Origin of the sequence: Balneola sp. (assembly GCA_003712055.1) — a bacterium.
Classification (GTDB): Bacteria; Bacteroidota; Rhodothermia; order Balneolales; family Balneolaceae; genus RHLJ01.
Genome location: RHLJ01000005.1, coordinates 200,386 through 223,676, shown reverse-complemented (window position 1 = coordinate 223,676; position 23,291 = coordinate 200,386). Strand labels below are relative to the sequence as shown.

General features: G+C 39.1%; 23 protein-coding genes. 8 read left to right on the top strand and 15 right to left on the bottom strand.

Annotated elements, in window-relative coordinates; genetic code table 11:
* The first annotated feature begins 98 nt into the window (after window positions 1-98).
* Window positions 99-1,049: a hypothetical protein gene (locus ED557_12935; GenBank protein RNC80030.1), complete on the top strand. Its 951-nt coding sequence runs from the start codon at window positions 99-101 to the stop codon at window positions 1,047-1,049.
* Window positions 1,050-1,090: 41 nt separating this feature from the next.
* Here ED557_12935 and ED557_12930 read toward each other — a convergent pair whose 3' ends face one another.
* The 8 genes from ED557_12930 to ED557_12895 form a co-directional block, all read right to left on the bottom strand.
* Window positions 1,091-1,819 (bottom strand): ABC transporter ATP-binding protein, encoded by a 729-nt coding sequence (locus ED557_12930; GenBank protein RNC80029.1) that lies wholly within the window; start codon window positions 1,817-1,819, stop codon window positions 1,091-1,093.
* Between the two features lie 15 nt (window positions 1,820-1,834).
* On the bottom strand, window positions 1,835-3,241 hold the full coding sequence (locus ED557_12925) for an efflux RND transporter periplasmic adaptor subunit (GenBank protein RNC80028.1): 1,407 nt from the start codon (window positions 3,239-3,241) through the stop codon (window positions 1,835-1,837).
* A gap of 23 nt (window positions 3,242-3,264) precedes the next feature.
* Entirely contained in the window at window positions 3,265-4,629 is a 1,365-nt protein-coding gene (locus tag ED557_12920; protein ID RNC80027.1) for a TolC family protein, read from the bottom strand.
* 124 nt (window positions 4,630-4,753) lie between these two features.
* Window positions 4,754-5,104 carry a hypothetical protein gene (locus ED557_12915; GenBank protein RNC80026.1) on the bottom strand — a complete coding sequence of 117 codons (351 nt, stop codon included), beginning with the start codon at window positions 5,102-5,104 and terminating at the stop codon, window positions 4,754-4,756.
* On the bottom strand, window positions 5,101-5,514 hold the full coding sequence (locus tag ED557_12910) for a hypothetical protein (protein ID RNC80025.1): 414 nt from the start codon (window positions 5,512-5,514) through the stop codon (window positions 5,101-5,103). Before ED557_12910 ends, ED557_12915 begins: the two co-directional genes overlap by 4 nt.
* 1 nt (window position 5,515) lies before the next feature.
* Window positions 5,516-5,728 (bottom strand): hypothetical protein, encoded by a 213-nt coding sequence (locus ED557_12905; protein ID RNC80024.1) that lies wholly within the window; start codon window positions 5,726-5,728, stop codon window positions 5,516-5,518.
* A gap of 69 nt (window positions 5,729-5,797) precedes the next feature.
* Window positions 5,798-7,021 (bottom strand): FtsX-like permease family protein, encoded by a 1,224-nt coding sequence (locus tag ED557_12900; GenBank protein RNC80023.1) that lies wholly within the window; start codon window positions 7,019-7,021, stop codon window positions 5,798-5,800.
* Entirely contained in the window at window positions 7,021-8,247 is a 1,227-nt protein-coding gene (locus ED557_12895) for an FtsX-like permease family protein (protein ID RNC80022.1), read from the bottom strand. The genes ED557_12900 and ED557_12895 overlap by 1 nt, the downstream gene beginning before the upstream one ends.
* 278 nt (window positions 8,248-8,525) lie before the next feature.
* On the opposite strand from ED557_12895, the gene bshB1 reads away from it, so the two are divergent.
* Window positions 8,526-9,251 carry a bacillithiol biosynthesis deacetylase BshB1 gene (bshB1, locus tag ED557_12890; protein RNC80021.1) on the top strand — a complete coding sequence of 242 codons (726 nt, stop codon included), beginning with the start codon at window positions 8,526-8,528 and terminating at the stop codon, window positions 9,249-9,251.
* Window positions 9,252-9,391: 140 nt separating this feature from the next.
* Window positions 9,392-10,924 carry a biopolymer transporter TolR gene (locus tag ED557_12885; protein RNC80020.1) on the top strand — a complete coding sequence of 511 codons (1,533 nt, stop codon included), beginning with the start codon at window positions 9,392-9,394 and terminating at the stop codon, window positions 10,922-10,924.
* Between the two features lie 21 nt (window positions 10,925-10,945).
* Here the strand turns inward: ED557_12885 and ED557_12880 are convergent, their stop codons facing one another.
* Entirely contained in the window at window positions 10,946-12,709 is a 1,764-nt protein-coding gene (locus ED557_12880) for an aromatic amino acid hydroxylase (GenBank protein ID RNC80019.1), read from the bottom strand.
* Window positions 12,710-12,851: 142 nt separating this feature from the next.
* Here ED557_12880 and ED557_12875 point away from each other — a divergent pair, with 142 nt between their 5' ends.
* The 5 genes from ED557_12875 to ED557_12855 all read left to right on the top strand — a co-directional run bounded on the left by ED557_12875 (window position 12,852) and on the right by ED557_12855 (window position 16,596).
* Window positions 12,852-13,406 carry a DUF427 domain-containing protein gene (locus tag ED557_12875; protein ID RNC80018.1) on the top strand — a complete coding sequence of 185 codons (555 nt, stop codon included), beginning with the start codon at window positions 12,852-12,854 and terminating at the stop codon, window positions 13,404-13,406.
* 211 nt (window positions 13,407-13,617) lie between these two features.
* Window positions 13,618-14,238, top strand: a complete 621-nt coding sequence (locus tag ED557_12870) for a GNAT family N-acetyltransferase (protein ID RNC80017.1) — start codon at window positions 13,618-13,620, stop codon at window positions 14,236-14,238.
* 157 nt (window positions 14,239-14,395) lie between these two features.
* On the top strand, window positions 14,396-15,268 hold the full coding sequence (locus tag ED557_12865) for an SDR family oxidoreductase (protein ID RNC80016.1): 873 nt from the start codon (window positions 14,396-14,398) through the stop codon (window positions 15,266-15,268).
* A 187-nt stretch (window positions 15,269-15,455) separates the two neighbouring features.
* The gene (locus ED557_12860; GenBank protein ID RNC80015.1) at window positions 15,456-16,142 is read left to right on the top strand and encodes a hypothetical protein; all 687 of its coding nucleotides are present in this window, start codon (window positions 15,456-15,458) and stop codon (window positions 16,140-16,142) included.
* 58 nt (window positions 16,143-16,200) lie between these two features.
* Window positions 16,201-16,596, top strand: a complete 396-nt coding sequence (locus tag ED557_12855) for a DUF3574 domain-containing protein (GenBank protein RNC80014.1) — start codon at window positions 16,201-16,203, stop codon at window positions 16,594-16,596.
* Here ED557_12855 and ED557_12850 read toward each other — a convergent pair.
* From ED557_12850 to ED557_12825, 6 genes are all read right to left on the bottom strand, one after another.
* A complete protein-coding gene (locus tag ED557_12850) occupies window positions 16,589-17,647 on the bottom strand; it encodes an agmatine deiminase family protein (protein RNC80136.1) in 1,059 nt (352 codons plus the stop codon). The genes ED557_12855 and ED557_12850 overlap by 8 nt on opposite strands.
* Before the next feature lie 13 nt (window positions 17,648-17,660).
* Window positions 17,661-18,548, bottom strand: coding sequence for an acyltransferase (locus ED557_12845; protein ID RNC80013.1), 888 nt, complete (start codon window positions 18,546-18,548; stop codon window positions 17,661-17,663).
* A gap of 550 nt (window positions 18,549-19,098) precedes the next feature.
* Entirely contained in the window at window positions 19,099-19,764 is a 666-nt protein-coding gene (locus ED557_12840) for an NAD-dependent epimerase/dehydratase family protein (GenBank protein ID RNC80012.1), read from the bottom strand.
* A gap of 42 nt (window positions 19,765-19,806) precedes the next feature.
* Complete coding sequence (locus tag ED557_12835) at window positions 19,807-20,877, bottom strand: class C beta-lactamase-related serine hydrolase (protein ID RNC80011.1); 1,071 nt, start codon at window positions 20,875-20,877, stop codon at window positions 19,807-19,809.
* 122 nt (window positions 20,878-20,999) lie between these two features.
* Window positions 21,000-22,358: a DUF229 domain-containing protein gene (locus ED557_12830; protein RNC80010.1), complete on the bottom strand. Its 1,359-nt coding sequence runs from the start codon at window positions 22,356-22,358 to the stop codon at window positions 21,000-21,002.
* A 50-nt stretch (window positions 22,359-22,408) separates the two neighbouring features.
* The gene (locus ED557_12825; GenBank protein RNC80009.1) at window positions 22,409-23,248 is read right to left on the bottom strand and encodes a hypothetical protein; all 840 of its coding nucleotides are present in this window, start codon (window positions 23,246-23,248) and stop codon (window positions 22,409-22,411) included.
* Window positions 23,249-23,291: the final 43 nt, after the last annotated feature.

Below are 23,291 nucleotides of genomic sequence, written 5' to 3'. Positions count from 1 at the left end.
CTATTTCAGAATTTTATTGCTAATATTGCACAAATCTTAAAACGATAACCCGGAGGTTCCCTATGTACTCTCGCATGTCAATAAAATTTACATCGCTATTGATCCTTTTAATAGCAGTGTTGATTGCAAATCCAACTCATGCCCAGGTTAATGAAATTAATGCTTTCCTTGAGGCTCAGGAAGAAAATACACGTGCTTTAACCACAGCTTATCTTGCACCGTTAGCTACTGGGATAAGTACCGGCTTAAATAGTGGTTGGAATACTAAAGCTGCACCGTCTAAAACATTGAATTTCAGTATTCAAGTAAGAACAGCGTTATCTGCTGTACCTAGTTCAGCTCAAATGTTTGATGCCAATACTATAGGACTTCAGAATGTTACTGTCTCGCCTGGAGAGTCTAGTACCATCGCAGGGACAGATACTCCGGGCCAGACTATTACTGATATTACAGGCACCTATGATCCAATTCAGGTTCCTCAAGGTTCGGGCTTCAGTTATGTTCCGGCAGCAATGATTCAGGCGAATGTTGGTCTGGTAGCTAATACTGATATAACCATACGATTTATTCCTGAAACCGAAATCCCTGATTATGGAGACATGTCTGTATTCGGAGTCGGAATTAAGCATGGTATCTCTCAGTACTTACCCGGTTTATTTCCATTAGATATCTCCATAATGGCCGGATATTCACAAATAGATTTGAACGGATATATTTCAAAAGAACTGGATCAAATTGTTGAAACAACAACAAGTTCCTATGTTGTAAATGCCCTGGTTGGGAAAAGCCTACCCCTTATATCACTTTATGCAGGATTCGGTATCCAGGGAGGAAGTATTGATATTGATATGCTTGGGGAATACGACGTAGACAATAATGGATCGATTGATTATACAGATCCTGTTTCTGCATCTCTGGATTCAGATGCAAATGCCCATGCCTTGGCAGGTTTTCAATTTAAAATCGCCATCCTTAGGATTTATGGTGAAGTTACTTTATCAGAGTATACCACCTTTAATGCAGGTGTTGGGATTGGATTTGGAAGATAGATGAAATAAAAAAGGCGCTTATAAGCGCCTTTTTTATTGAATTAAACTAATTCCTGATTAGCCAGTGTGGGATTCTCAACCACCTTATCTGTTTCAATCAAACCATCCCGAAGCCGAACTATTCTTCGTGAGTATTTGGCAATATCGTTTTCGTGAGTTACCAGAATAATAGTATTACCCTGACGATAAAGCTCCTCGAACAACAGCATAATTTCATCACCAGTTTTAGAATCCAGATTTCCAGTCGGCTCATCAGCAAGAAGAATCGATGGGTTATTGACAAGTGCTCTTGCAATAGCCACACGCTGTCGCTGTCCACCGGAAAGCTCATTGGGTTTATGATCCATACGATCACCGAGCCCAACTTTCTCAAGTACTTCTGCAGCTTTTTCTTTTCTTTCCGATGATTTCATTCCTGCATAAATGAGCGGTAATTCCACATTAGCCAGGCAACTTGTTCGCGGAAGAAGATTGAATGTCTGGAATACGAAACCAATTTCACGATTACGGACTTCGGCTAGTTCAGCATCATCCATTTGGCTCACCTGATTTCCATTCAATATGTACTCACCTGATGATGGAGTATCCAGGCAACCAATCATATTCATCAAGGTTGATTTACCTGAACCAGAGGGCCCCATGATCGCAATGTATTCGTTCTCTTTAACATTGAATGAGACACCTGCTAATGCCCTAACAAGGGTTTCCCCCATTTTGTAGGTACGTGTCAGGTCAGTAATTTGGATGACAGCTTCTTTTTCGCTCATTATTAATTGCCCTAAATTTTAGTTACTTGGTGCTGAAGTACTGTTAGATACTTCTACTTTGTCCCCGTTCTTGAGATTTCTTGAAAGAGTTCTGTAGCTCCCGATAACAATCTCATCACCAGCTTCTACTCCCGTAGTAATTTGAATATGGGTATTGTCACTAATTCCTGTCTCAACAGGGATACGTGTTACCTCACCATTAGAAACTTTGAATACTACCTTTCTGAAATCTTCCTTTTGAATGATTAAATCATCATTAGTATTAGTGGTTGCTGAGGCCATTTCAACTTGTGCCTCATCTTCTGAAACCTCCCCTTCTTCTGTACCTTCTGTTTCCCCTGGTTCATCTTTAGCAAAATCTCGAATGGTTACCGCCTGAATTGGAATAGAAACTACATTAATAGCCATTTCGGTTTCAACATCTACTGTAGCAGACATACCCGGCTTAAAGTTTGGTACGAAACCTTCCTCAGGATTTTCAGGATAATCGGTTCTTACTAACTGGCCACCTGTACTTTCTAAGTTATGCGGAGTAACAATCCTAACTTTTACCTGGTAGTTGGTTACCTGTTCGTTAGATCCTGCACCAGTGACCCTTGCTGAATTAGCAATTTCGGTTACTACACCATTGAACTGACGCTCAGGATATGCGTCGACTTCAATTCGGGCGGTATCAGCTACAGATACATTGACGATATCATTTTCATTTACTTCGACAAGTACTTCCATACGGTCTAACAGAGAAACGCGCATCATTTCGGTACCTGCCATTTGAGAATTCCCCAGTACACGTTCTCCTTTCTCAACGGCTAAACCTGTAACAGTTCCATCTTGAGGAGCGCGAATAACTGTTTGTTCAAGCTCTTCCTGAGCCTGACGTAATTGAGCTTCAGCACTTTCTACCTGGTACTCAGCAGCTTTTAGATTAGCTTTCTGAGAATCCCAGTTGGATTTAGTTTGAATGTAGTCCATCTCTGAGATTACACTTCTATCAAATAACTCTTTATCACGTTCGTGAGCAGCTTCAGCTTGAATTAGTGTAGCTTTTGTTTGCTCAAGGCGCGCCTTCTGAGTTAAAAGAGCAGCGTTTAAATTATCAATTCTCGCCTGATAGATATCCGGTTTAATACGAAGTAAAAGATCACCTCTTCTAACAAAGTCTCCTTCTTTTACCGATAGCTCTATAATCTCACCAGAAACATCGGGGCGGATAATCACTTCTACTTCTGGTTGAATTTTACCAGATGCGGATACTACCTGAGTGATGGTTTTGAGCTTAGCTTGTGCTGTTTCAACCGAAGTGCCTTTTGCTTCACTACCTAGCACTCCTGCTTGTTTTAACCCGAAGCCTCCTAGAAAGAGAACAAATACAATTCCGAGAATCCAAAAAAGTGTTCTCTTTGAAGATTTTTTCTTTTTAGCCATGATTTACCCCTCAATAACTAATGTTAAAATTCTACTGTTTCGCCACTAAGCTTGCCTAAATAGAAATCCAGAAGCTTTTCCTGAAATACAAGATTGTATAAATCTCTTGTATAATTTGATTGAGCTTGAACAAAATTGGCTTGTGCCTGAGTAAGTTCAACTAGAGTACTAGCACCAACATTATAACGCTCTTGTTCTGTTTCAAATGCTTTCTCCGATGCAACACGAGCCTTGGTACTTGCTTCATATGCTTTCACGTATGCCGAATAGGTTGTAAAAGCTTGAGTAACTTCCTGTATAATACCAAGTCTGGTATCATCTAAACCAAGTTCAGCGTTTTTTAAATTAACTTTTGAAGATTCGATATTATACATCCTATCCCAATTTTGAAATATTGGAATGCTTAAGGATAATCCATATGTACGATTTATTCGTTGGTCAAAAAATTGATCATTAAAACTTACACTTTCTCCAAACAAAGAATACTGATCGGAATACCCTGAAGAAATACTAGCGTTAGCTCCAACGGTAGGGATTAACCTTGTCTTTGATAACTGCAACTGTAGTTCAAAGTTTTTAATATTTGCCTCAGCTGTACGATAATCAGCTCGTGTTGCCAAAGCTTCATCAATCAGTTCTTCTAAAGAATAGGCAGAAGGATTTGCACTCGACGCTTGCTCATCTCCGATTTCTGGAACTACAAACTCATAATCACCTAAAGGATCAATCTGTAACTGTCGGATTAAATTTAGTCGGCTAAGCACTAACGTATTTTCGTTTTGAGTAACTGTTAATTCATTATTAGCCACGGTTGCTTCCTGATTGAATAAGTCCACTTGTGGTCGAGAACCTACTTCTACCTGGGCTTGAATTTGTTCCAGCTGACGTTCAGAATAGGAGAGATTTTCCTGAGCGTTTTCTAAGAGCTGCGTATCTAATAAAACCTGCAAAAATCTTGTTGCTGTATTAAAAATCACGGTTTCTTTTTCTCTTTGGAGCCTATCTTCTGCCGATGTTTGTGCTATTTGGCTTTGTCTAAGAGAGATAATGTTCTCGAAACCATTAAAAATGGTAAGGTTTGTCGAAACACTTCCATTTATACTTTGGGAAGTAACATCATCAAATGTTAATGTTTCTTGAACAAATTGCCGCCCCGTTTGTCTTGAATAACTTGCAGAGGAATTTAATGATGGTAAGAAATCTGCGTATTCACTTCTGATGCTCTCGTCAGCTAATGCTAAATTATTTTCAGCTTGCTTTAAGAGATAATTATTCTCCAAAGAAATCTGTATTGCATCCTGAAGTGTTATTTTTTGTACCGATTGCCCTAATGTTGTTGCCGTAGTGATTGTTGTTATTAGAAGTGCTAGCGAAAGAATTCGTTTCATATCTATTTATATCTTGGTTTAATTGCGGTGTGCTTGCACGTTAGACACTAAAAATAGTTACAGAATTTTCTACTGTGATTAGGTTTTATAACCTTTTACTTATTTAATCGCTTCTAAGACGAATTTAATCTTCCTTTCGGTTTAAAAATTTTTCGTCAACATAGTCTAATGCAGCATCTACCGCTTTTTGAGTAAGTTTCTTTTTGATAGAATTCCCAACCGATTGAGCAATTCCTTCCTTAGACGATTTACCAGATTTTCGGCTCCCCCCTCCTGAACCAAGTAAGAAACCTATTACTAAGGATACTCCAATTACAGGGAGCGGATACTTCTTAACAATTTCCTTAGGAGTAAAACTTTCGGCAACCTCATCGCGAACATTTGTAAGTGATTGGTCTAAATCATTCTGTATTCTTACCAGGTTGGCTTTCAGTTCTTTCTTTTTTTGCGCAATGGGATCTTTTGACTTACTCATTGCTTCAACTCCTTCTTCCTTTGACCTTCACTTAATTGGAGTGCTTCTTGTTCTTCATCTTCTTCAATCGACTTAATTACTCCTGACATCAATTGCCTCTGAATCGACTTTGCAATACCAAAAGGTTTTGAAAACGCAAAAATTACTCCGATAAGCAATAAAGGAAGTGATACCACCAAAAAGCCAAGCGCGTCGTCTTCGAGCAAATCTCCAAGGTAAAAAGCCAATGCAATAGCGGCGAAAAATAATCCGCAACCAAGCACCGTAAATCCAATAATTTTCTGAGTAGAAATTCCAACCCAGCCCGTAACTTGTTCTCCTACATTGAGAACAAGTAGGTTAATCCGGGTTTCTATATACTCTTTAAGTTCCCCGGTAATTTGCTTTAACCTTGTATTTAGTTGATCCATGTTAATCGTCTGAGCGTAACAAGCGCCCAATGATAAATCCTACCGCCGCAACCACTGCAACACTTAGAAGCGGTCGTTCACGAATTGTTTCTTCAGCCTGGTCTTTCAGTTCTTTCAATCGAAGCTGAAGCTCCTCATCAGAAAGAATATCTCTTCCTTTCTCGATAGCGAGATCAAGGCGTTCATTTAAATTTTGAATTATTTCTTCATTCATAGTAATGCCCTACTAATTTCTTGCACCTAAATAATATACAAGAATCGAAATTTCGTTCCGCTTTAAATCTTATTCGTAGCGTAAACTCTCTATTGGGTCAAGTTTAGAAGCCTTATAGGCAGGATATACTCCAAATATTAAACCGACAAAGGTCATACCAAAGAAACTACCTAAGACTGAAACCAAAGGTACAACTGGTTCCGTGTCTAATAGTACTGCAACATAATTACCACCTATTATTCCTAAAATCAAACCTATTAACCCACCGAGTTGGCAGACGAATATTGCTTCCATTAAAAATTGGTTTACAATCGCTTTTCTGGTTGCACCAACAGATTTTCTGATCCCAATCTCTCGAGTTCGTTCTGTAACAGAAACTAACATTATATTCATTACTCCGATTCCGGCACCTAGAAGTGTAATTATGCCAATGAAAATACCCGCCCAAAAAAGTACTCCGGTAAAGTTATCGAAAGTACCACCAAGCGAATCATTAGTAATAATTTCAAAATCATTATCATCTAATGGGTTTACTCCACGAATAACCCTCATAATCCCTGTAACTTCTTCAATAGTATTCTCTAGTTTGGCAATCTCAGGAGCCCGTAGCTGGATACCTATACCTCTTTCTCCTCCATAATTTTTAACACCAGTGGTATAAGGAATAATTACAAGATTATCGAAGGAAGACCCAAAAATTTGACCCTTTTTATCTAAAAGCCCTATTACCAAATATGGCTTGCCATCAATTCTCACCGTTTTCCCAAGTGGGTATTCATTTTCAAAGAGCTCAACCTGAACATCTTTTCCAAGCACAACTACATTTCTGGCATATTGAATATCTTCCTCATTTATATTTCTTCCATCTCCAAGGGTGAACGCATTGTTTTCGATAAATTCGTCATTGCTACCCCGAATCATAACATCCGGGTCTGTCTCTTGATCCCCATAGGTTATCTTGGTCCAACTAAAGGTAGTTAATGGAGATATTCCTTCAGCTATTTGCGCACGATCCTGAAGATCTTCTGCATCCTCAAATTTGATATTCTTCCTATTCCTTAAACTGGGATCATTCGGCCCCATTTGAACTGCGGGATTTTTTTGAACAGTAATTACATCACTTCCCAGAATACTCATTGTATTGGTGAAGAAATTGTCCAGCACAGCAACTGCAGTAGTGGAAACAATTACTGAAAATACTCCAATTACCAAAGCTAAGAGAGTGAGAAAAGAGCGTATCTTATTCGCTCTTAAAGAATCGGTTGCCTGCTTAAAAGTTTCGGTGAACTGCATTATTCAAATCTTAGGGATTCAATAGGATCAGACTTTGCAGCTTTGTAAGCGGGAATAAAACCAAAAGTAATTCCAACTAAAGAGCAAAGAACAAAAGCAAAAAGTACTACTCCTAAATTCATTGTGGCCGTAAATACTTGGTCAATCATTACGGTAAAAAAAGAAGCTAGAACTACACCAAACAACCCTCCAAGCATACATATCATTACAGCTTCAATTAAAAATTGTGTGAGTATTTCCCATGATTTAGCACCCACTGCTTTTCGAATTCCTATTTCTTTAGTTCGTTCTCTTACCGATACAAACATGATATTCATGATTCCAATACCTCCAATCAGAAGAGAAAGCCCTACCAAAACAAAACCTCCAAGATATACTCCATTTTTGAAGCCAGCGAGTTGTTCCTCAAAGGCCTGAGGTTTATTAATTGCAAAGTCATTGTCTTCAGCAGCATCAATGTTTCGAACTCTTCGCATAAGCCCTTCAATTTCATATTCTCCGTCGATAGCACTTTGCTCATCCGGAAACTTCACTCCAATTTGTATCCCCCACCTCAATCCATAAATAGTTCCATAGGCTGTAATTGGTATAATTGCTCGATTATCAGCATCCCCTAAACCGAGAAAACTCCCTTGTTTTTCAAGAATTCCAATTACTGTAAACCGTTGACCTCCAAGTCGTATTTCTTTCCCCAACGGATCCTCTTCCTCAAATAAGCCTTCTTGGAGAGATTTACCTATGATAACAACCTTTACCCCTGACCTTGCCTCCTCTTCGGTGAACATTCGTCCTCGTTCAATATTCAATCCCTGTATATTTAAATAATTCGCCGTAGCCCCATTAATCCCAACCTGATCAGCATTTTTATCTTTATAGCGGATAGATACATTTTGATTAGCTGATGCGGCTACATCACTAGCCAGGCGACTATTTTCGTCGAGGAATTCAACATAATCCAATTGCATTTCTTTACGTCCTGCAATCTCCCACCATTCTAAATCTCCCCAATCCCATGGCCATTTTTCAACATATACTACATTTCGACCCAGCATAGCCATACTATTTTCGAAATTCTCATCCATTCCGGTTGTAACCGAATCAACTACAGTAACCATGGTGATTCCAATAATGATACAAAGAGCGGTCAACACTGAGCGAACCTTGTTAATGGCGAGGGCCCGAAGAGCTACCCGAAGCCCTTCGAAAAAGCTATTTAAAAATCTCATAGTGGAAAGAATGTTGAACAATGCGAAATCCGTACGAGACAAATTCCTTTTCGTTTCAGAAAGTTCAAAATTAAAAAACTTTTGTAAAGTACAATAAATGATTGCCCAATGGTTATTTGTTATTGGTAACGTGATCAACAAATAACCAATAACGCTGCGGCACCCTAAGTGGATAGAAAATGTAAACCATATGTCCAAATTTAATAGAGTTTTTATAAAGCCTATCAAATTTGAAATTTAGGTTCATATCAAAAACTTCTTACTTTCTTTAAAAAAGAATGGATCTAGATGTACTCGTCTTTGCTGCTCATCCTGATGATGCGGAACTAAATGCCGGGGGTACGATCTCCAGGTTAGTTTCAGAAAGTCTTTCTGTGGGCCTGGTGGATTTGACTAAAGGAGAAATGGGAACACGAGGTACGGCAGAAATCAGAGCAAAAGAAGTAGAAGAAGCAACCAAAGTACTGGGTATTTCCTATCGCACTAATCTAAATCTTGGTGATTCTATTCTGGAAAACTCGGAAGAAAATCAACTAGCGATCATTCGTGAAGTTCGCGCTAAGCGCCCCAAGCTATGTATTATTGGGGCTTCTTATGATCGTCATCCTGACCATAGTAAGGCAACTCAATTATGCATCGATGCTCTATTCTACTCAGGGTTAAGTAAGCTTGAAAGTATTGATGATAACGGGAATCAACAATCTGCATGGAGGCCTGGGCATATCATTCAATACATGCAGGACCGCCCATTTGATCCAGATTTTATACTGGATATTTCTGAGCATTGGGAGCAAAAGAAAAAGGCTATTCTCGCATTTGACACCCAGTTTAATGTAACTGAACCCGGTAGCGAACCGGAGACCTATATTTCTTCAAATAGATACTTTAAACAATTGGAAGCCAGAGCCCGCTATTTTGGTCACTTAGGAGGGTTTGAATTTGGCGAGCCTTTTAAAGTAGTAAATGGACCTCTTGGCCTTAGGACGATGAGCATATTTTTCTGATTCTGTCAGGAGTCGAAGTTTTCTTTTCTCTCTTCATCTCTTACCAATTGTAACTCAATTTAAAGTTCTATAAGTAGGATTAATCAATTCATTTTACTATATACTCGTTCAGCCTATTACACTTCCAACCTACTCGCTTTATGAATGTCAAACACCTGGTATTATTGATTCCGGTAATCAGCCTTTTCATGTTCTGTTCAATCCCTGATGATGTACTACCCGACTACCAATTAGGAATATTTGACAACTCCATAGATATAGGTGAGGTAAAACATGCTGGTTCAGTTGAGTACAATCACGAAACAGAAGAATATATGATTACAGGATCCGGTTTTAACATGTGGGCCGAAACAGACGAAATGCACTTTCTATGGAAAGCTGTTCAAGGAGATTTCATACTTAGAGCAGAAATTGAGTTTGTTGGTGAAGGAGTTGATCCACATCGTAAGGTTGGCTGGGCAGTCAGGAACAACCTCTCCTCTCATTCAGCAATGGTTAATGGTACCGTTCATGGAGACGGATTAGTATCGCTGCAATACAGAAAAGAATTTAACGGCCCTACAGAGGAAACTGTATCGAAGGATAGCTCTGCGAATGTAATCCAATTGGCCAGAATTGGTGACACCTATATATTTTCAACAGCTAAAAAAGGAAACCCTTTCTCTGTTGTCCAAACTTCTGAGGTTAATTTAAAAAATGAAGTTCTGGCTGGCATTTATGTATGTGCACATAATCCGGATGTTATTGAACAAGCCAAATTTAGAAATGTCAGGATTATAAAACCTGCTCCGGAAGATTTAATTCAATATCAACAATACCTGGGTAGCAGGATGGAAATCCTTAATATTGAGACTGGAAATAGAACGGTTTTATTTGAGTCTGAACATTCTATTCAGGCTCCGAACTGGACTGTTGATGGAGAAAGCCTGATCTATAATTCTAATGGCTATCTATATACCTATCACTTTGAAAAGGAAAAAATAGAACTACTCAATTCAGGTTTCGCCGTTAATAACAATAATGACCATGTGTTATCATTTGATGGAAAGTTGCTTGGAATAAGCAATCATAATCCCGACGACGACAATAATTCAACTATATACATACTTCCAAGTAATGGGAGTGACAGTCTCAAACAAGTCACAAAATCGGGCATAGGAGCTTCATACCTTCATGGAATATCACCTGATAATAGCAGAGTTGCTTTTACAGGTTTCAGAAATGGGAAATATGACATCTACTCTGCTGATATTAATACCATGGAAGAAATCCAGCTCACAGACACCCCAGGTTTAGATGACGGCTCTGAGTACTCACCAGATGGAAAATACATCTATTTTAATTCCGACCGGACTGGTGCTATGCAGATTTGGAGAATGGATGCTGATGGTTCGAATGAAACTCAATTAACATTTGATGAAGAGTTTAATGATTGGTTTCCACATATCTCACCTGACGGAAAATGGATAGCTTTTATCAGTTTTGGAACCGATGTTGAGCCTTCTCAACACCCTTTTTATAAAGAAGTAATGCTTCGACTGATGCCTATTGAAGGTGGAGAGCCAACAATTATCGCCTATGTATATGGTGGGCAGGGAACGATGAATGTACCAAGCTGGTCACCCGATAGTAAAAAAATCGCATTTGTTAGTAACTCCGGAACTTACTATTAGATAAATACCAGATCCAGACTCTTAAGCTCCCTGCAGCTCATTTTTTTGAATGATCTCTAACCCATTCTCAATGAGTTTTTTAAGTGACTCATCTTGTTTTAAGTTATCCAGATAAGACAACAGTTCATCCTGTATTTCCAGCTCATATTTTGAAGCCAATTCATAAAGCTCAAGTGGGAGTAGCCAGTCCTTCGGAAAGTCCGCCCTTATTCTCTCAGATATCTCTTTGAGATCTTCTGAAGTAATATCTTCATTTTCTCTCAGCTTTCTTACTGTCGTGTAATAATCAAACAATACTTTTTCAGAATCAGAGTAGCTAATCTTATGGGTCTTCGTTTCTGATACTTTCCCTATCTCTTCGAAAGAGTTCACATCAGCAGGACCGGCAAAGGCTGAAACAATTTCTTTCCCAATAACCATATCATATACTCCCCATTCAGGTTTAAAGAGTATTCGATCTTCAAAGCTAACGGTGCATTCTTCGAAGGTTATTAATAGGATCTTACCTCGAATATCCCTGGTTCCTGTAACGATCCTCCCTTCAACTTTCACGCCGCTTTCGAATTCGAGAGAAACCTCTTTGCCTTCATAAATACCATAAGCCTCAAGATCTCTTGGAGACATATCTTCAATAGGTAGGTTTATACCCCTTAGATTTCCTACAGGACTCCCAAAACCATCCGTATGGTAAAATGTTCCATGCTTTATAAGTTCTCTGTCTCGATTAGCTAGAGCTGTTGGGCCTGTTGTTCTTAAATAGGCGACGTTGCCATTTTGATCTTTTATTACCTCAGTAAAAGTGCCGGAAATCTGAACTCCGGTACTTAGTTCAACGGTACCAAGACTCCCCGAATCAATGAGTTTGAGTACACCTTTTAATCCTCCTGTTCTCAAAGCCATAGTATTCGCAAATTCTTCTAAAACCTGACTTAAGAAAGCAAAATTAGGAGTAACGAAAAGCTGAGGCTGTGGCTTAGTGATATCAAAATTCTGATACACAGCATCTAAAGAATAAGGCGCCTTTTTAACCTCTGGTTGCAGGCACCATTTGCTCTCCCCTATTGAGGACAGCAGTCCAGCTCCATAAATCTTTGGATCTTCAAGATCTCCGATTAATCCATACTCGACAGTCCACCAATGAAGGTTTCTGATCATAGCCATTTCGGAAAGTTCACCCATATTTTCCTGTAGATGCTCAACCTGCTGTTGAGCTTTATCTATTTCATCTTGAGATGAGTTGGGGTCTTCCTTAAGAATAGATAGTAAGCGAATGGCTTCGTACATCTCGTAATCTTTAGCCGATGAGATCGCCTTACTACCAATTTCTCCAAACCTCCTCAAATATTCTGCATATTCAGGATTGGCTATGATTGGAGCATGCCCTGCTGCTTCATGTATAATATCCGGAGCTGGAGTGTACTCAATATGATCAATGGTTCGCATCTCAGATGCGATCACCAATACATTGTAGGCTTGGAATTCCATAAAAGCATTGGGCGGGATAAAACCATCTACTGATACAGCCGCCCATCCGATATCCTTAAGAATGCGGTTCATTCCTTCCATCCTAGGAATTTCATCAACAAAGATCCCTGTTTTTGCCAGTCCCTCGATATAAGAACCATGTGCTACTTTGCTCAGGTAGTCTACATTCATTCGCATCACATAGCGCCATACAGCCTGGTTTTGCGCAGTATAATCCTCATAGGGTTGCCGGACTATAAATTTGTGCAGATGTTTAGGAAGCTTGGCGGTTACTTCATTTAACTCAAAATGAACATCCATGGATAGAGATTAAGTACCAGTTTTAATGAATTCAGCTAATTATGGTAGCGCTTTTTACATAAAATTTGAAGTCAAAACTTGTAAGCTTGAAACCATTTTTAAGTAGTAATTGTCCATAAAAAAATATCTCAAACAATTATTCATGGCTAAAATACCAAACTGGATTAAAGCAAACAGAGACAAATGGGAATACCGTGGTCAAAAACGACCTCCTTTTGCATTAGAGCCTGAATCAGGACAAGAATCTGTTTGGGATTACCCAAGGCCTCCCAAGATTGTAGCTGATTCCAGAACAGTTGTCGTCAAATCAGAAGGAATTATAATTTCAGAAACCAGTAGAGCTATCCGAATTTTAGAAACTGCCAGTCCCCCTACTTTCTATCTTCCCCCAGATTCTTTAAATATGGATTTTTTGCAACCATCTGGAGGGGCTTCTCTTTGTGAATGGAAAGGAGCTGCCCAATACTGGGATGTGATAGCCGGTACCGGGATTTTAAGAAAAGTAGCCTGGAGCTATCCTAATCCCTTTGAGGATTTCTCAGCAATAGCTGGATACCTCTCGTTCTATCCTGCTCACCTTGACTGCTATGTTGACGGAGAAAAAGTGCGTCCTCAGCCTGGTGGATTTTATGGCGGATGGATTACCTCAGAAATTGTTGGCCCATTTAAAGGTGAAATTCCTGAAGCCTCTCTGTAGTTTGAGTTTTTATTCCATAAAGTAGGATGAATTAGTATGCATGAATTACTTACTGATCTTAAGAGTTACTCGTTAATGGTTATTGGTAAGGGAGTTCACCAATAACCATTAACGAATAACCAAAAAATCTTGCAGTAAACTATGTGTAATTATTTAATAGTATTTCTATAATCAATCATAGCAATACCTTTGGTAGCCATAAGTTTATGCTATGATGAATGATTCGAAAAATAGAGTAGTACAAATCCCTGGGAAAGATATTGAACAGGTTGTAGACATATTCTGTGATGCGTTCTTTGAATACCCGGTTATGAAATATGTATTGGGTGACACTACTGACTATGATTCGAAATACAGGAAGCTTATCCATTTTTTTGTATTGAATCGCGTTCTTCGGAATGAATATATGTTTGGTGTTTTCGAACAAGAAGATCTCAAAGCAGTTGCTACTGTCTCCATTCCTTTCAAATCTGTAGATGTGCCTGAAATAGAACTAGCAAAAAAGCAGATCTGGCAGGAACTTGGTGAGGAAGCCCGCGGCAGGTACGAACAATTTGGCACTATCTGCTCTCAGTTTGATGTGGCAGAACCACATATTCATTTGAATATGATTGGTGTTAAAAAAGAAGCTCAAGGATTGGGCCTGGGTAAATTATTACTCAATCATGTCCATCAATTTTCAAAAGAGTTGGAGGAGTCGAGAGGAGTTACTTTATCCACTGAGGTATCCAAAAACGTAGCTTTTTACCAACGATTTGGATATGAGATTATTGGCCAAGCAGAGGTTGGTAATACATTCACAACCTGGAATTTCTACCGGCCAAATTCCTGAGCTAATCAACCTGATAGATTCTTCTTATCAGAATTAACGATTATTTAGCACGGTGTTTGTTTAATTCGACTCGGATTTGATTTAATTATTTCTGAATCAAAAAGCAGTTCAATCTGCACCATTATTCAATAAACAAACAACCATTATTACTATTACAATGAAACGAATACTTATTACAGGAACCAGCTCGGGATTTGGCTTTGACGCTTCTAAATATTTAGCCGAACAAGGTCATCATGTGTATGCAACCATGAGAAATACCGATGGCAAAAACGCCGAAGCTGCTACCGCTCTAAAAACATTTGCTGAAGAAAACAACGTAACCATTGATGTCCTGGAACTGGACGTACTATCAGACGAAAGTATTAAAGCCGCTCTGGCTCAAACAGCTGGAGTTGATGTATTAATCAATAATGCTGGCTCAGGATTTGGCGGACCGATTGAAGCATTTAGCGGAGATGATGTGCTAGCACAGTTAGATATTAATATCGCTGGAACCGTTCGAACTGCTAATGCAGTACTTCCCGGAATGAGAGCTCAGGGCTCAGGATTAATCATTCAGGTAAGCTCAACTGCTGGACGTGCAGCATTCCCTGGGTTTGGAGTATATAATGCAAGTAAATGGGGATTAGAAGGCTTAAGTGAAGCTATGAGATATGAACTTGCTCCTCTTGGCATAGATGTAGTTTTAGTTGAGCCAGGTCCATTTAAAACAAGCTTCTTTGGAAATATGACCCCTCCATCTAACCCTGAAGCTGCTGCTGCCTACCAGCACGTACAAGAATTTGGTGAAGGATTTACCAACCAGGTACTTGACCTCTTTGAGAATACTCCTGAAGCTACTGATCCAATGATTGTAGTTAAAGATTTCGAAAAACTGATTAACATGGAACCAGGAACACGTCCGCTTCGAACTATTTCCGGATTAGACTTTGGATTACAGGCAGTAAATGATGCGGTAGAACCAATTCGTAAAGCTTCTTTAGAAGGTTTTGGAATCCCGGACTGGGATGGTCCTAAGTCAAACTAATTTTAGTTCAACCCATTTTAAAAGCCCTGATTTAATTAGGGCTTTTTTTTATTAAGGTTCCTGCTGACTCAAAAAAGAAAATTCCTTAATCCCAATCAGGGTTAGCACCAGATTGAACTAGTACATCTAAAATTAAATTCTTTATTTACAACGGATCTTAAAAGACGATTTATCTATAAATCATTTGATGAAGCAAAATAGTACTTACGATATCATCAGGGTTTTTTACTTATTTAACAGGCATCGCACACTCTTTATATCCTACCTTTTGCCTTTACTTGTCTTACAATTTCTTGTAGTTCATTTTTTGCAAGAGATATTATGGACAATTAGCCCTTTTTTTTCGCTTAATGGAATAATAGTAGGAATAGTAAATTTCTTATTCGTATTCGCCCTTTTGTTGCTTACTCTATTGCTTGCTGAAGTGGCTTTCTACTCTCTACCGAATGACCGTAATGAGATTATTGATAAGTTTAAAAATGTATTTAAGAGTTTTACAATAGTTTATTTCGGTTATCATGCACTAACAATAATGGGTTTCTTTCTCTTTATTATTCCCGGATTATTGGTCTCTGTTTATTTCATATTTACTCCTGTTATTGTTGTTTTTGAGAAGCTATCCATTAAAGAAGCAATGTATCTCAGTTATACTGAGGCTAAAATTAAGTTCTTTCGAATCCTACTAGCCACCCTCATATTGGAGCTCCCCTTTATTATCATTGGATATTTCCTTGATCTACCAGATAATATATTCCTCGAAATGATTGTTCACATATTCTCTTCTTTCAGTTCTATTCTTCTGATGCTTCTAGTCTATATCTATTATCTAGAAATAAAAAAGGAAGATCGTTCTAATTCTGTTGATACTGCTTAGATTGTACCTTTTTATATTAAAACCGTTTTTCAACATCACCCAATAAGGAATAATTAAAATGAGCTCAGTCAAAATAAAAGCAATAATCATATTTTCAGGAATACTGGTTATGTGCTGTTCCAATCCTGAAGCTACTTCCAGTGTTAAAACGGAAATCTACTTCGGCCTTTCTACTTCCACAGGTGAACCAATTCCCTTAGAAGACTGGGAGGTTTTTAAAGAGAAAAATGTCGAAGAAATACTTTCTGGCTATACAGAAATTTTAGGAAATGGATTTTGGAGTGATGATGAAGGAGTAAAACATCATGAAAAGTCAGTGACCTTAATATATCTCCATGAGAATACTACTTCTGAAAACCTTAAGATTGATTCATTAATCAGCTTATATAAAACTGAATTCGAGCAACATTCAGTGTTAAAAGTACAATATCCAGTTGAGATGGAATTTAAGTAGTTGCTGGCTCCTGCTGACTTAGGCAATGAAAAGCTCCTAGTCCCCAGATAAGATCCGTCGCATCTAATCCAACAGTTTTACGATCAGGGAAACAATCCTGAAGAATTGATAATGCTCTTTCATCATTGGGATCATCGAATACCGGAACAATCACATATTTGTTAGAGATATAAAAATTAGCATAAGAAGCAGGCAACCTTTGCCCCTCATAATAAACAGGTGAAGGCATTGGAAGTTCGATTATGGTTAATGGTGATTGGTTAATAGAAATACCATTAACCAATTCACGATTAACCAATAACGGTTCGTAATTGTCATCTTCTTCATTCTCTTCTACTACCGTAACGATCGTACTCTCGTCCACAAAGCGTGTTATATCGTCAATATGTCCATCGGTATCATCTCCAACAATTCCATCTCCTAGCCAGATTATCTCTTCAACACCATAGTAATTAATCAGATAGTTCTCTATCTCGGTTTTCGATAAGGTCGGATTCCGATTTGGGTTCAGTAAACAGGAAATAGTGGTTAATACTGCCCCTGCTCCGTTGAAATCTACGGATCCTCCTTCCATAATAATTCCTGGTTGAGCAAAAGCCATCCCTTGTTTTACTGCAATTCGTGAAGGAATATTATTGTCTAGATTGTACGGTGGATATTTACCTCCCCAGGCGTTGTATTCCCAATCCACTATAATCTTAGGTTTTGAGGGATCCTTATTGACCAGAAAAGTCGGGCCGTGATCTCTGCACCAGGCATCATCGGTTGGATTGTGGTAGAAATACACCTGGGTTATATCCACTCCCGCTTTGCTCAGCATTTGAAAAGCCTCGCTAGCCATTTTCTTTGAGTTCACATTGATTTTCACTTTTTCCCCTTCTGCGATCAGGCGTATGAATTCACAATACACCGGGAATATCTTTTCTATTTTCTCAGGCCATGTATCAGGGTTATGGAGCCAGCTCAACCAAGTGGCTTCATGTTTTTCCCATTCCGCAGGAAAATAATACCCGTTCTCTTTAGGAAAACCAGTGAAATCAGACTTTATCATTGAGGCCGGAGCATCAATCCAGTTCATCTTCGTCTAAAAAGCGTTGGGTGATAGGTTGGTAAGAATCAATGCGACGGTCTCTTAAAAAAGGCCAGTGCGTTCTGTATTGATTGGATTCATTCAATGCTAATTCCTGAACATGAACTTCTTCCTGATTGAATGAAGCCTGAAATAAAACCTTTCCAAAGGCATTCGTTATGAATGAACCTCCCCAAAATTGCATCTCCCCTTCTATACCAACCCGATTTACTGAAATGACTGGAACTCCGTTAGCTACTGAATGGGAGCGCTGAATCGTTTGCCAGGCCTCGTATTGTTCTTCATTGGTTTGAAGGTCCTGATCTTTATGCCAGCCAATAGCTGTTGGATAAAACAACATCTCTGCCCCTTTTAGCGCAGTTATACGTGCTGCTTCCGGATACCATTGATCCCAGCAAATTAATACTCCAATAGTAGCATATTTGGTCTTGAAAACTTTATAACCCAGATCTCCCGGAGTGAAGTAGAATTTCTCACAATACCCAGGGTCATCCGGAATATGCATTTTTCGGTACTTACCCAGGTAACTGCCATCAGCATCGATAACCGCTGTTGTATTGTGGTATAACCCTTCTGCTCTTTTTTCAAATAGCGATACAATGATCACTACTCCTAGTTCTTTAGCAAGAGGCTGGAGCATCTCTGTGGTAGGTCCTGGCACGGGCTCAGCCAGTTTAAAGTTGTCGTAGTCTTCGATATCACAAAAGTACAATGATCGGAAAAGCTCTTGCAAGCAAATGATCCTGGCTCCTTTATTGGCAGCTTCTCTGATTTTGTCCTTCACCTTTTCCAGGTTTTCCTCTGGATTGGAGGAACAGCTCATTTGGATAAGGGCAACTTGTACGGTTCTTTCATCACTCATTCCTAAAAGTAGAAAGAAAAAAGGATGGGGGGAATGTTTGAGATTTATTTTTTAAGTCATCCCGGACTTGATCCGGGATCTGTAGTGGTAAGCTCGCGGATTAACTCGAAACTATATCGAAGTTTTTATCAATGATACCAGAAATATGTTCTTTTGTACCGACACTGAGCTTCCTCAGTGCAAGCTCCAGAACCAAAAGCTCTCCGCTACGAAATTTGAATGGCGTTCATAAAGTATATGCTGAATAAATCCAAAGGTCCACGATCTGCCTCAATCGTTAACTCTTTTCATCCGGTGTGGATTTATTCACCCTTCGGGTACGCAAATACTTCTATTCACTGTACCCATTCTAATTTCTAAGGCGGAACTAGGAAAAATTTCCAAACCAACTCCGGAAGAAATGCGGTAGGAGTTATTTTGGTAGTTGATAGGATCGTGATTTGGTGAGATAATCAGCGACGGTGTAGAACGAGAACGGTATCTACATTTCTTACGACGGGTTTTGGATACTTTTGCTCGGTCAAAAGTATCAAGTAAAGGTGAATTTCATCTATCGAGCAGCAAGGCTATTAATATCCACCGGATCGATAATCTCTTTCTCATATCCCCCTTTCACCAATTGAATAACCGCCTGACCTATTCGGGTTGTATCTGTCAATGATTTGGTATTCTTTCTCAACATTGGATAAATAGGCTTAAAGAGCGCATGAAAAAACCTGTAGGTTCGTATAGGCGATACAATACCTTTTTCGGGATGGATATAGCCTGGCCGGAACCGATAAAAAGCTTTGAATCCTAATCTTGAAAGTTCGTTTTCCGTTCTTCCCTTTACATTTGCCCACATCATACTACCCTGCTCTGATTCATCCGTACCTTTTCCGGATACATAGATGAACGTCATTGACGGGTTAAGTGGAAGCAGTGTGTTGGCAAAATTCAGAGTGAGCTCATAGGTGATCTTAGCATACTCTTCCTCTGTTTTACCCATTGAAGAAACCCCCAAACTGAAGAAACAAGCATCGTATCCCGTAAGCTCTTCTTTGATTTGAGTCAGGTTGAAGAAGTCTTCTACTAAAAGCTCTTTCAATTTGGGGTGATCCACCCCCACCGATCTTCTGCTAACAACCAGTACTTCCTCAACTTCCTGGCTTTCCAAACACTCCAGCATGGCGCCTTTTCCTACCATTCCCGTGGCGCCGGTTATAATAATTTTCATAGCAATCCTTTTTCTGGAACCTAGGGCAGACAGATCATTATTTCAATCCCTTGCTCCCCACACTCGATCAATCATCCCGTAAAACTCAGAAGAACCAAAATCATTTTCTTTTTCGGTATCCACTCGATGGATAAGTACCAACTTTGAGGCTGGATAAATTCCCATCATGTGAACCCCGGTTCCGGTATGATAAAACGAAGTGCTGGAACGTGTTTCTGTAGGCATGAGCACATACCATAACATTCCATAGGCAAGTCCAAAGCGTGGGTTATAAGGAGAATAAGGCTTTACACTTGTTTGGATCCATGATTCCGGAATCAGTTGTTCCCCTTCCCAGTTTCCATTTTGCAGATATAGTTGCCCATACAAAGCCATGTCCCGGGCAGACATCCGAAAGTGATAAGCCGGGTATTTAGATTTGTCCGGTTCATATTGATAGAAACCATCTCTGGTCGGAAAACCTTCTTCTTCGAAATCTTCATCAATGGTGATGGTATCATATCGCCCTTTAAAATCATGCATCCCCAGAGGTTTGGCTATTTCTTCATAATACAATTCATAAATGCTTTTTCCGGTCTCTTGCTCCAGGATGGCTCCGAGTACATTGAAATCCCAGTTGTTATAAAAGTAATACTCACCAGGTTTATAACTATCCCGTTCCGGCTTCCCTCGAAGCATCCCTTGTGAGGTAGCTGCAGAACTATGATAGACTCCGGATCTGGATTTTAACAAGTCGGCTATACGGGCTGTTTTCTCCTGCTCTGATAATTCAAAGATATCATCAATCCCAAGATCAGCCATGGTTTTATTGGTATCGATTACCCCTTCGTTCACTTTAATTCCATAGAGCGAATTAAGCATGGCTTTACGGATGGAATGAATGGTATGCGGTCTATCCGTTTCTCCCCATTCAAAAGCAATTTTCCCGTCTACCAAAATCATCATCGAAGAAGAACCTGCGTCTTCCAGATACATTGCGAGTGAGTCTAGCTTATTGGGGTCAAATCCAGCTTCTTCAGGAGCAATGTGTTCAAATGAATGCTGCGCATAAACTTGGAGAGAAAACCCAAGCAAAAGGATGAGAGAAAGAGAGAAATACTTTGTCATATTCATGTGTTAAAACAAGGCTGTAGGACGGAGAATAAGGGATTTGGTTGCTGTTTAGAAGGAAGAACATTTGTTCAATGATCAATTTCTCAATGTTCAATTTTTCAATGTTCAATGTTCAATGTTCTTCATTTCTTCCCCTCCAAATACTCATAATGACTTTCATCGGCAGGAGTTCGAATTACAATTGACGGAGGAAGTTCTCCTAAACCTGCATACTTCTCTTCCATCTCTTTAAACAAGGCCCGTGCTAAGTCTTTATTCTCCTCAAATAAGTTCACCTGCTCAAAAGGATCTGATTTCAAGTTGATGAGCAAGGAATCATGTGGAGGTGAAGACTTCTTCCATCGAGCCCCTTCAAATCCTGCAAATGGTCGTTTCACCTTCCACTCTCCTTTTCTATAGCCGGTTAACTCACCGAATTCAAAGTACAAAAACCCTTCTTCTACCCTCGTTCCGGTTCCAAATAGCACTTCTGAAATATCTTTACCATCAATCGCTCTATCAGCAGGTACTTCTGCTCCGGTCAAAGTTGCAAAGGTAGGCAACCAATCCAGTTGCGTGGCCATATCATCATACACCGTTCCGGCTGAAATTTTTCCTTTCCACATGGCTACGGTCGGGACTCTCATCCCTCCCTCAAAAGAATACATCTTCCCTTCCCTAAATCCTCCAGAACTGCCCCCATGATCTTCCATCACTAACCATGGTCCGTTATCACTGGAGAAAATAACGAGGGTATTTTCCAACAGGTTCTCTGTTTCTAGTTTTTCCAGGATTTGTCCCACACTCCAGTCCAGTTCCTGGATTACATCTCCATATAAACCTCGATCAGAGCTCCCAAGGAATTCATCCGAAGCATAGATTGGAACATGTGGCATATTATGAGCCAGATATAAAAAGAAAGGTTCCTCTTTATGATCCTCGATATACTGAATAGCTTCTTCGGTGTAGGTTTTGGTGAGCTGGGTTTGATCTACAGAATGAGAGACTACATCATTGCCTCTCATATACACCACACTTTCCATGTCGTTGCTGTAAGGAATGCCAAAATACTCATCAAAACCCTGAACCAGCGGCATGAATTTCTGCATATGCCCCAGGTGCCATTTGCCAACTAAGCCGGTAGCATAACCTTCCTCTTTCAGCATTTCGGCGATCGTGATTTCCTCTTGAGGCATACCCTCAAAACTTTCAGGGAAAAACACTCCGTTTAATCCCATCCGTTGGGGATAGCGCCCGGTAAGCAACCCTGCCCTCGAAGGAGTACACACTGGCGAAACCGAATAAAACTCGGTGAACTTTATCCCCTCTTCTGCCATCCGATCTATATTCGGAGTCTTGATATCCGTCGCTCCAAAAACTCCAACATCCCCATACCCTAAATCATCTGTGAAGATATAGATGATGTTAGGTGGAAGTTCTTTAGTAGGTGTAGAGCAAGCTGTGAGAAGAATCAAGCAACAACTGAAAAGAGCGAATCTCATAGAGTTTTTGTGTTGGTGATTTGCGGAACCTACCGGATTTGATTCAGAAACTAAAACTTCTCTTTCTTTACTAACTGGAAATATCCAAATGAAATAGAGAAAACAAGCAAGCTGGCGGTTAACCAGATTAAAAAAACATTCACTTTTGAACTATAAATGGATAAGAATATTTCGAGTTCAGCAGGAATATATAGTGTAATTATTGAAGTAAAAAAAGCCACAGTTAGTGACATTTCAAAACTTATTAGTTTGTCTAATCGCCTATAGTAATTGTCCTCATTTTGCTCTTCAATATTTTTGTAGAAACGTTTTTTGAAATTATATAGAGCAGCAAAAAATAGTGAGAAAAGAACCACTTCAATTAGTATCCAACTAATTGAAGAAAGCTGAATAGAAAAAATATTTTCTAGAAGAGTAAGGATCGACAATGAAAAACTTAAACTTAAAAGTGATGAGAAGAGTGAATTTTCGTTTTCCTTCCAAACTACATCACTAAGATGATCTAAAAGCTCTCTTCTTTCAAATTCTTTATACATTAATTCTATAAGCTCTTCACTATTTATAATTTCAGTTATTGGTATATAAAAACGCTTGAGTTTGATATATGGGTAAGAAATATCTACTACATCTTTATATGGAATAATCCATGGTTTAATAAAATACCTTTCCAAAATAATTTGATCACCAAATATGATCCGCTTGAACATCATTAGTGGGGCAAAAACTAAAAGAAGCGACCAAAAAATTAATGAAACCCAAAACCATATTTCGGAATGAGCCCCTTCATCTATTATCCCTAAAGCTAGAGTGATCACAAAAAACAAAAAAGCTCCAATTATTGAAGCTTTAATTTTGAAAGAATATTTAGGGATAAATACTTTGTCTTGCATGTAGTCTTAAAAATCAATGAAAAATTGATTTTAACTTTTTGTT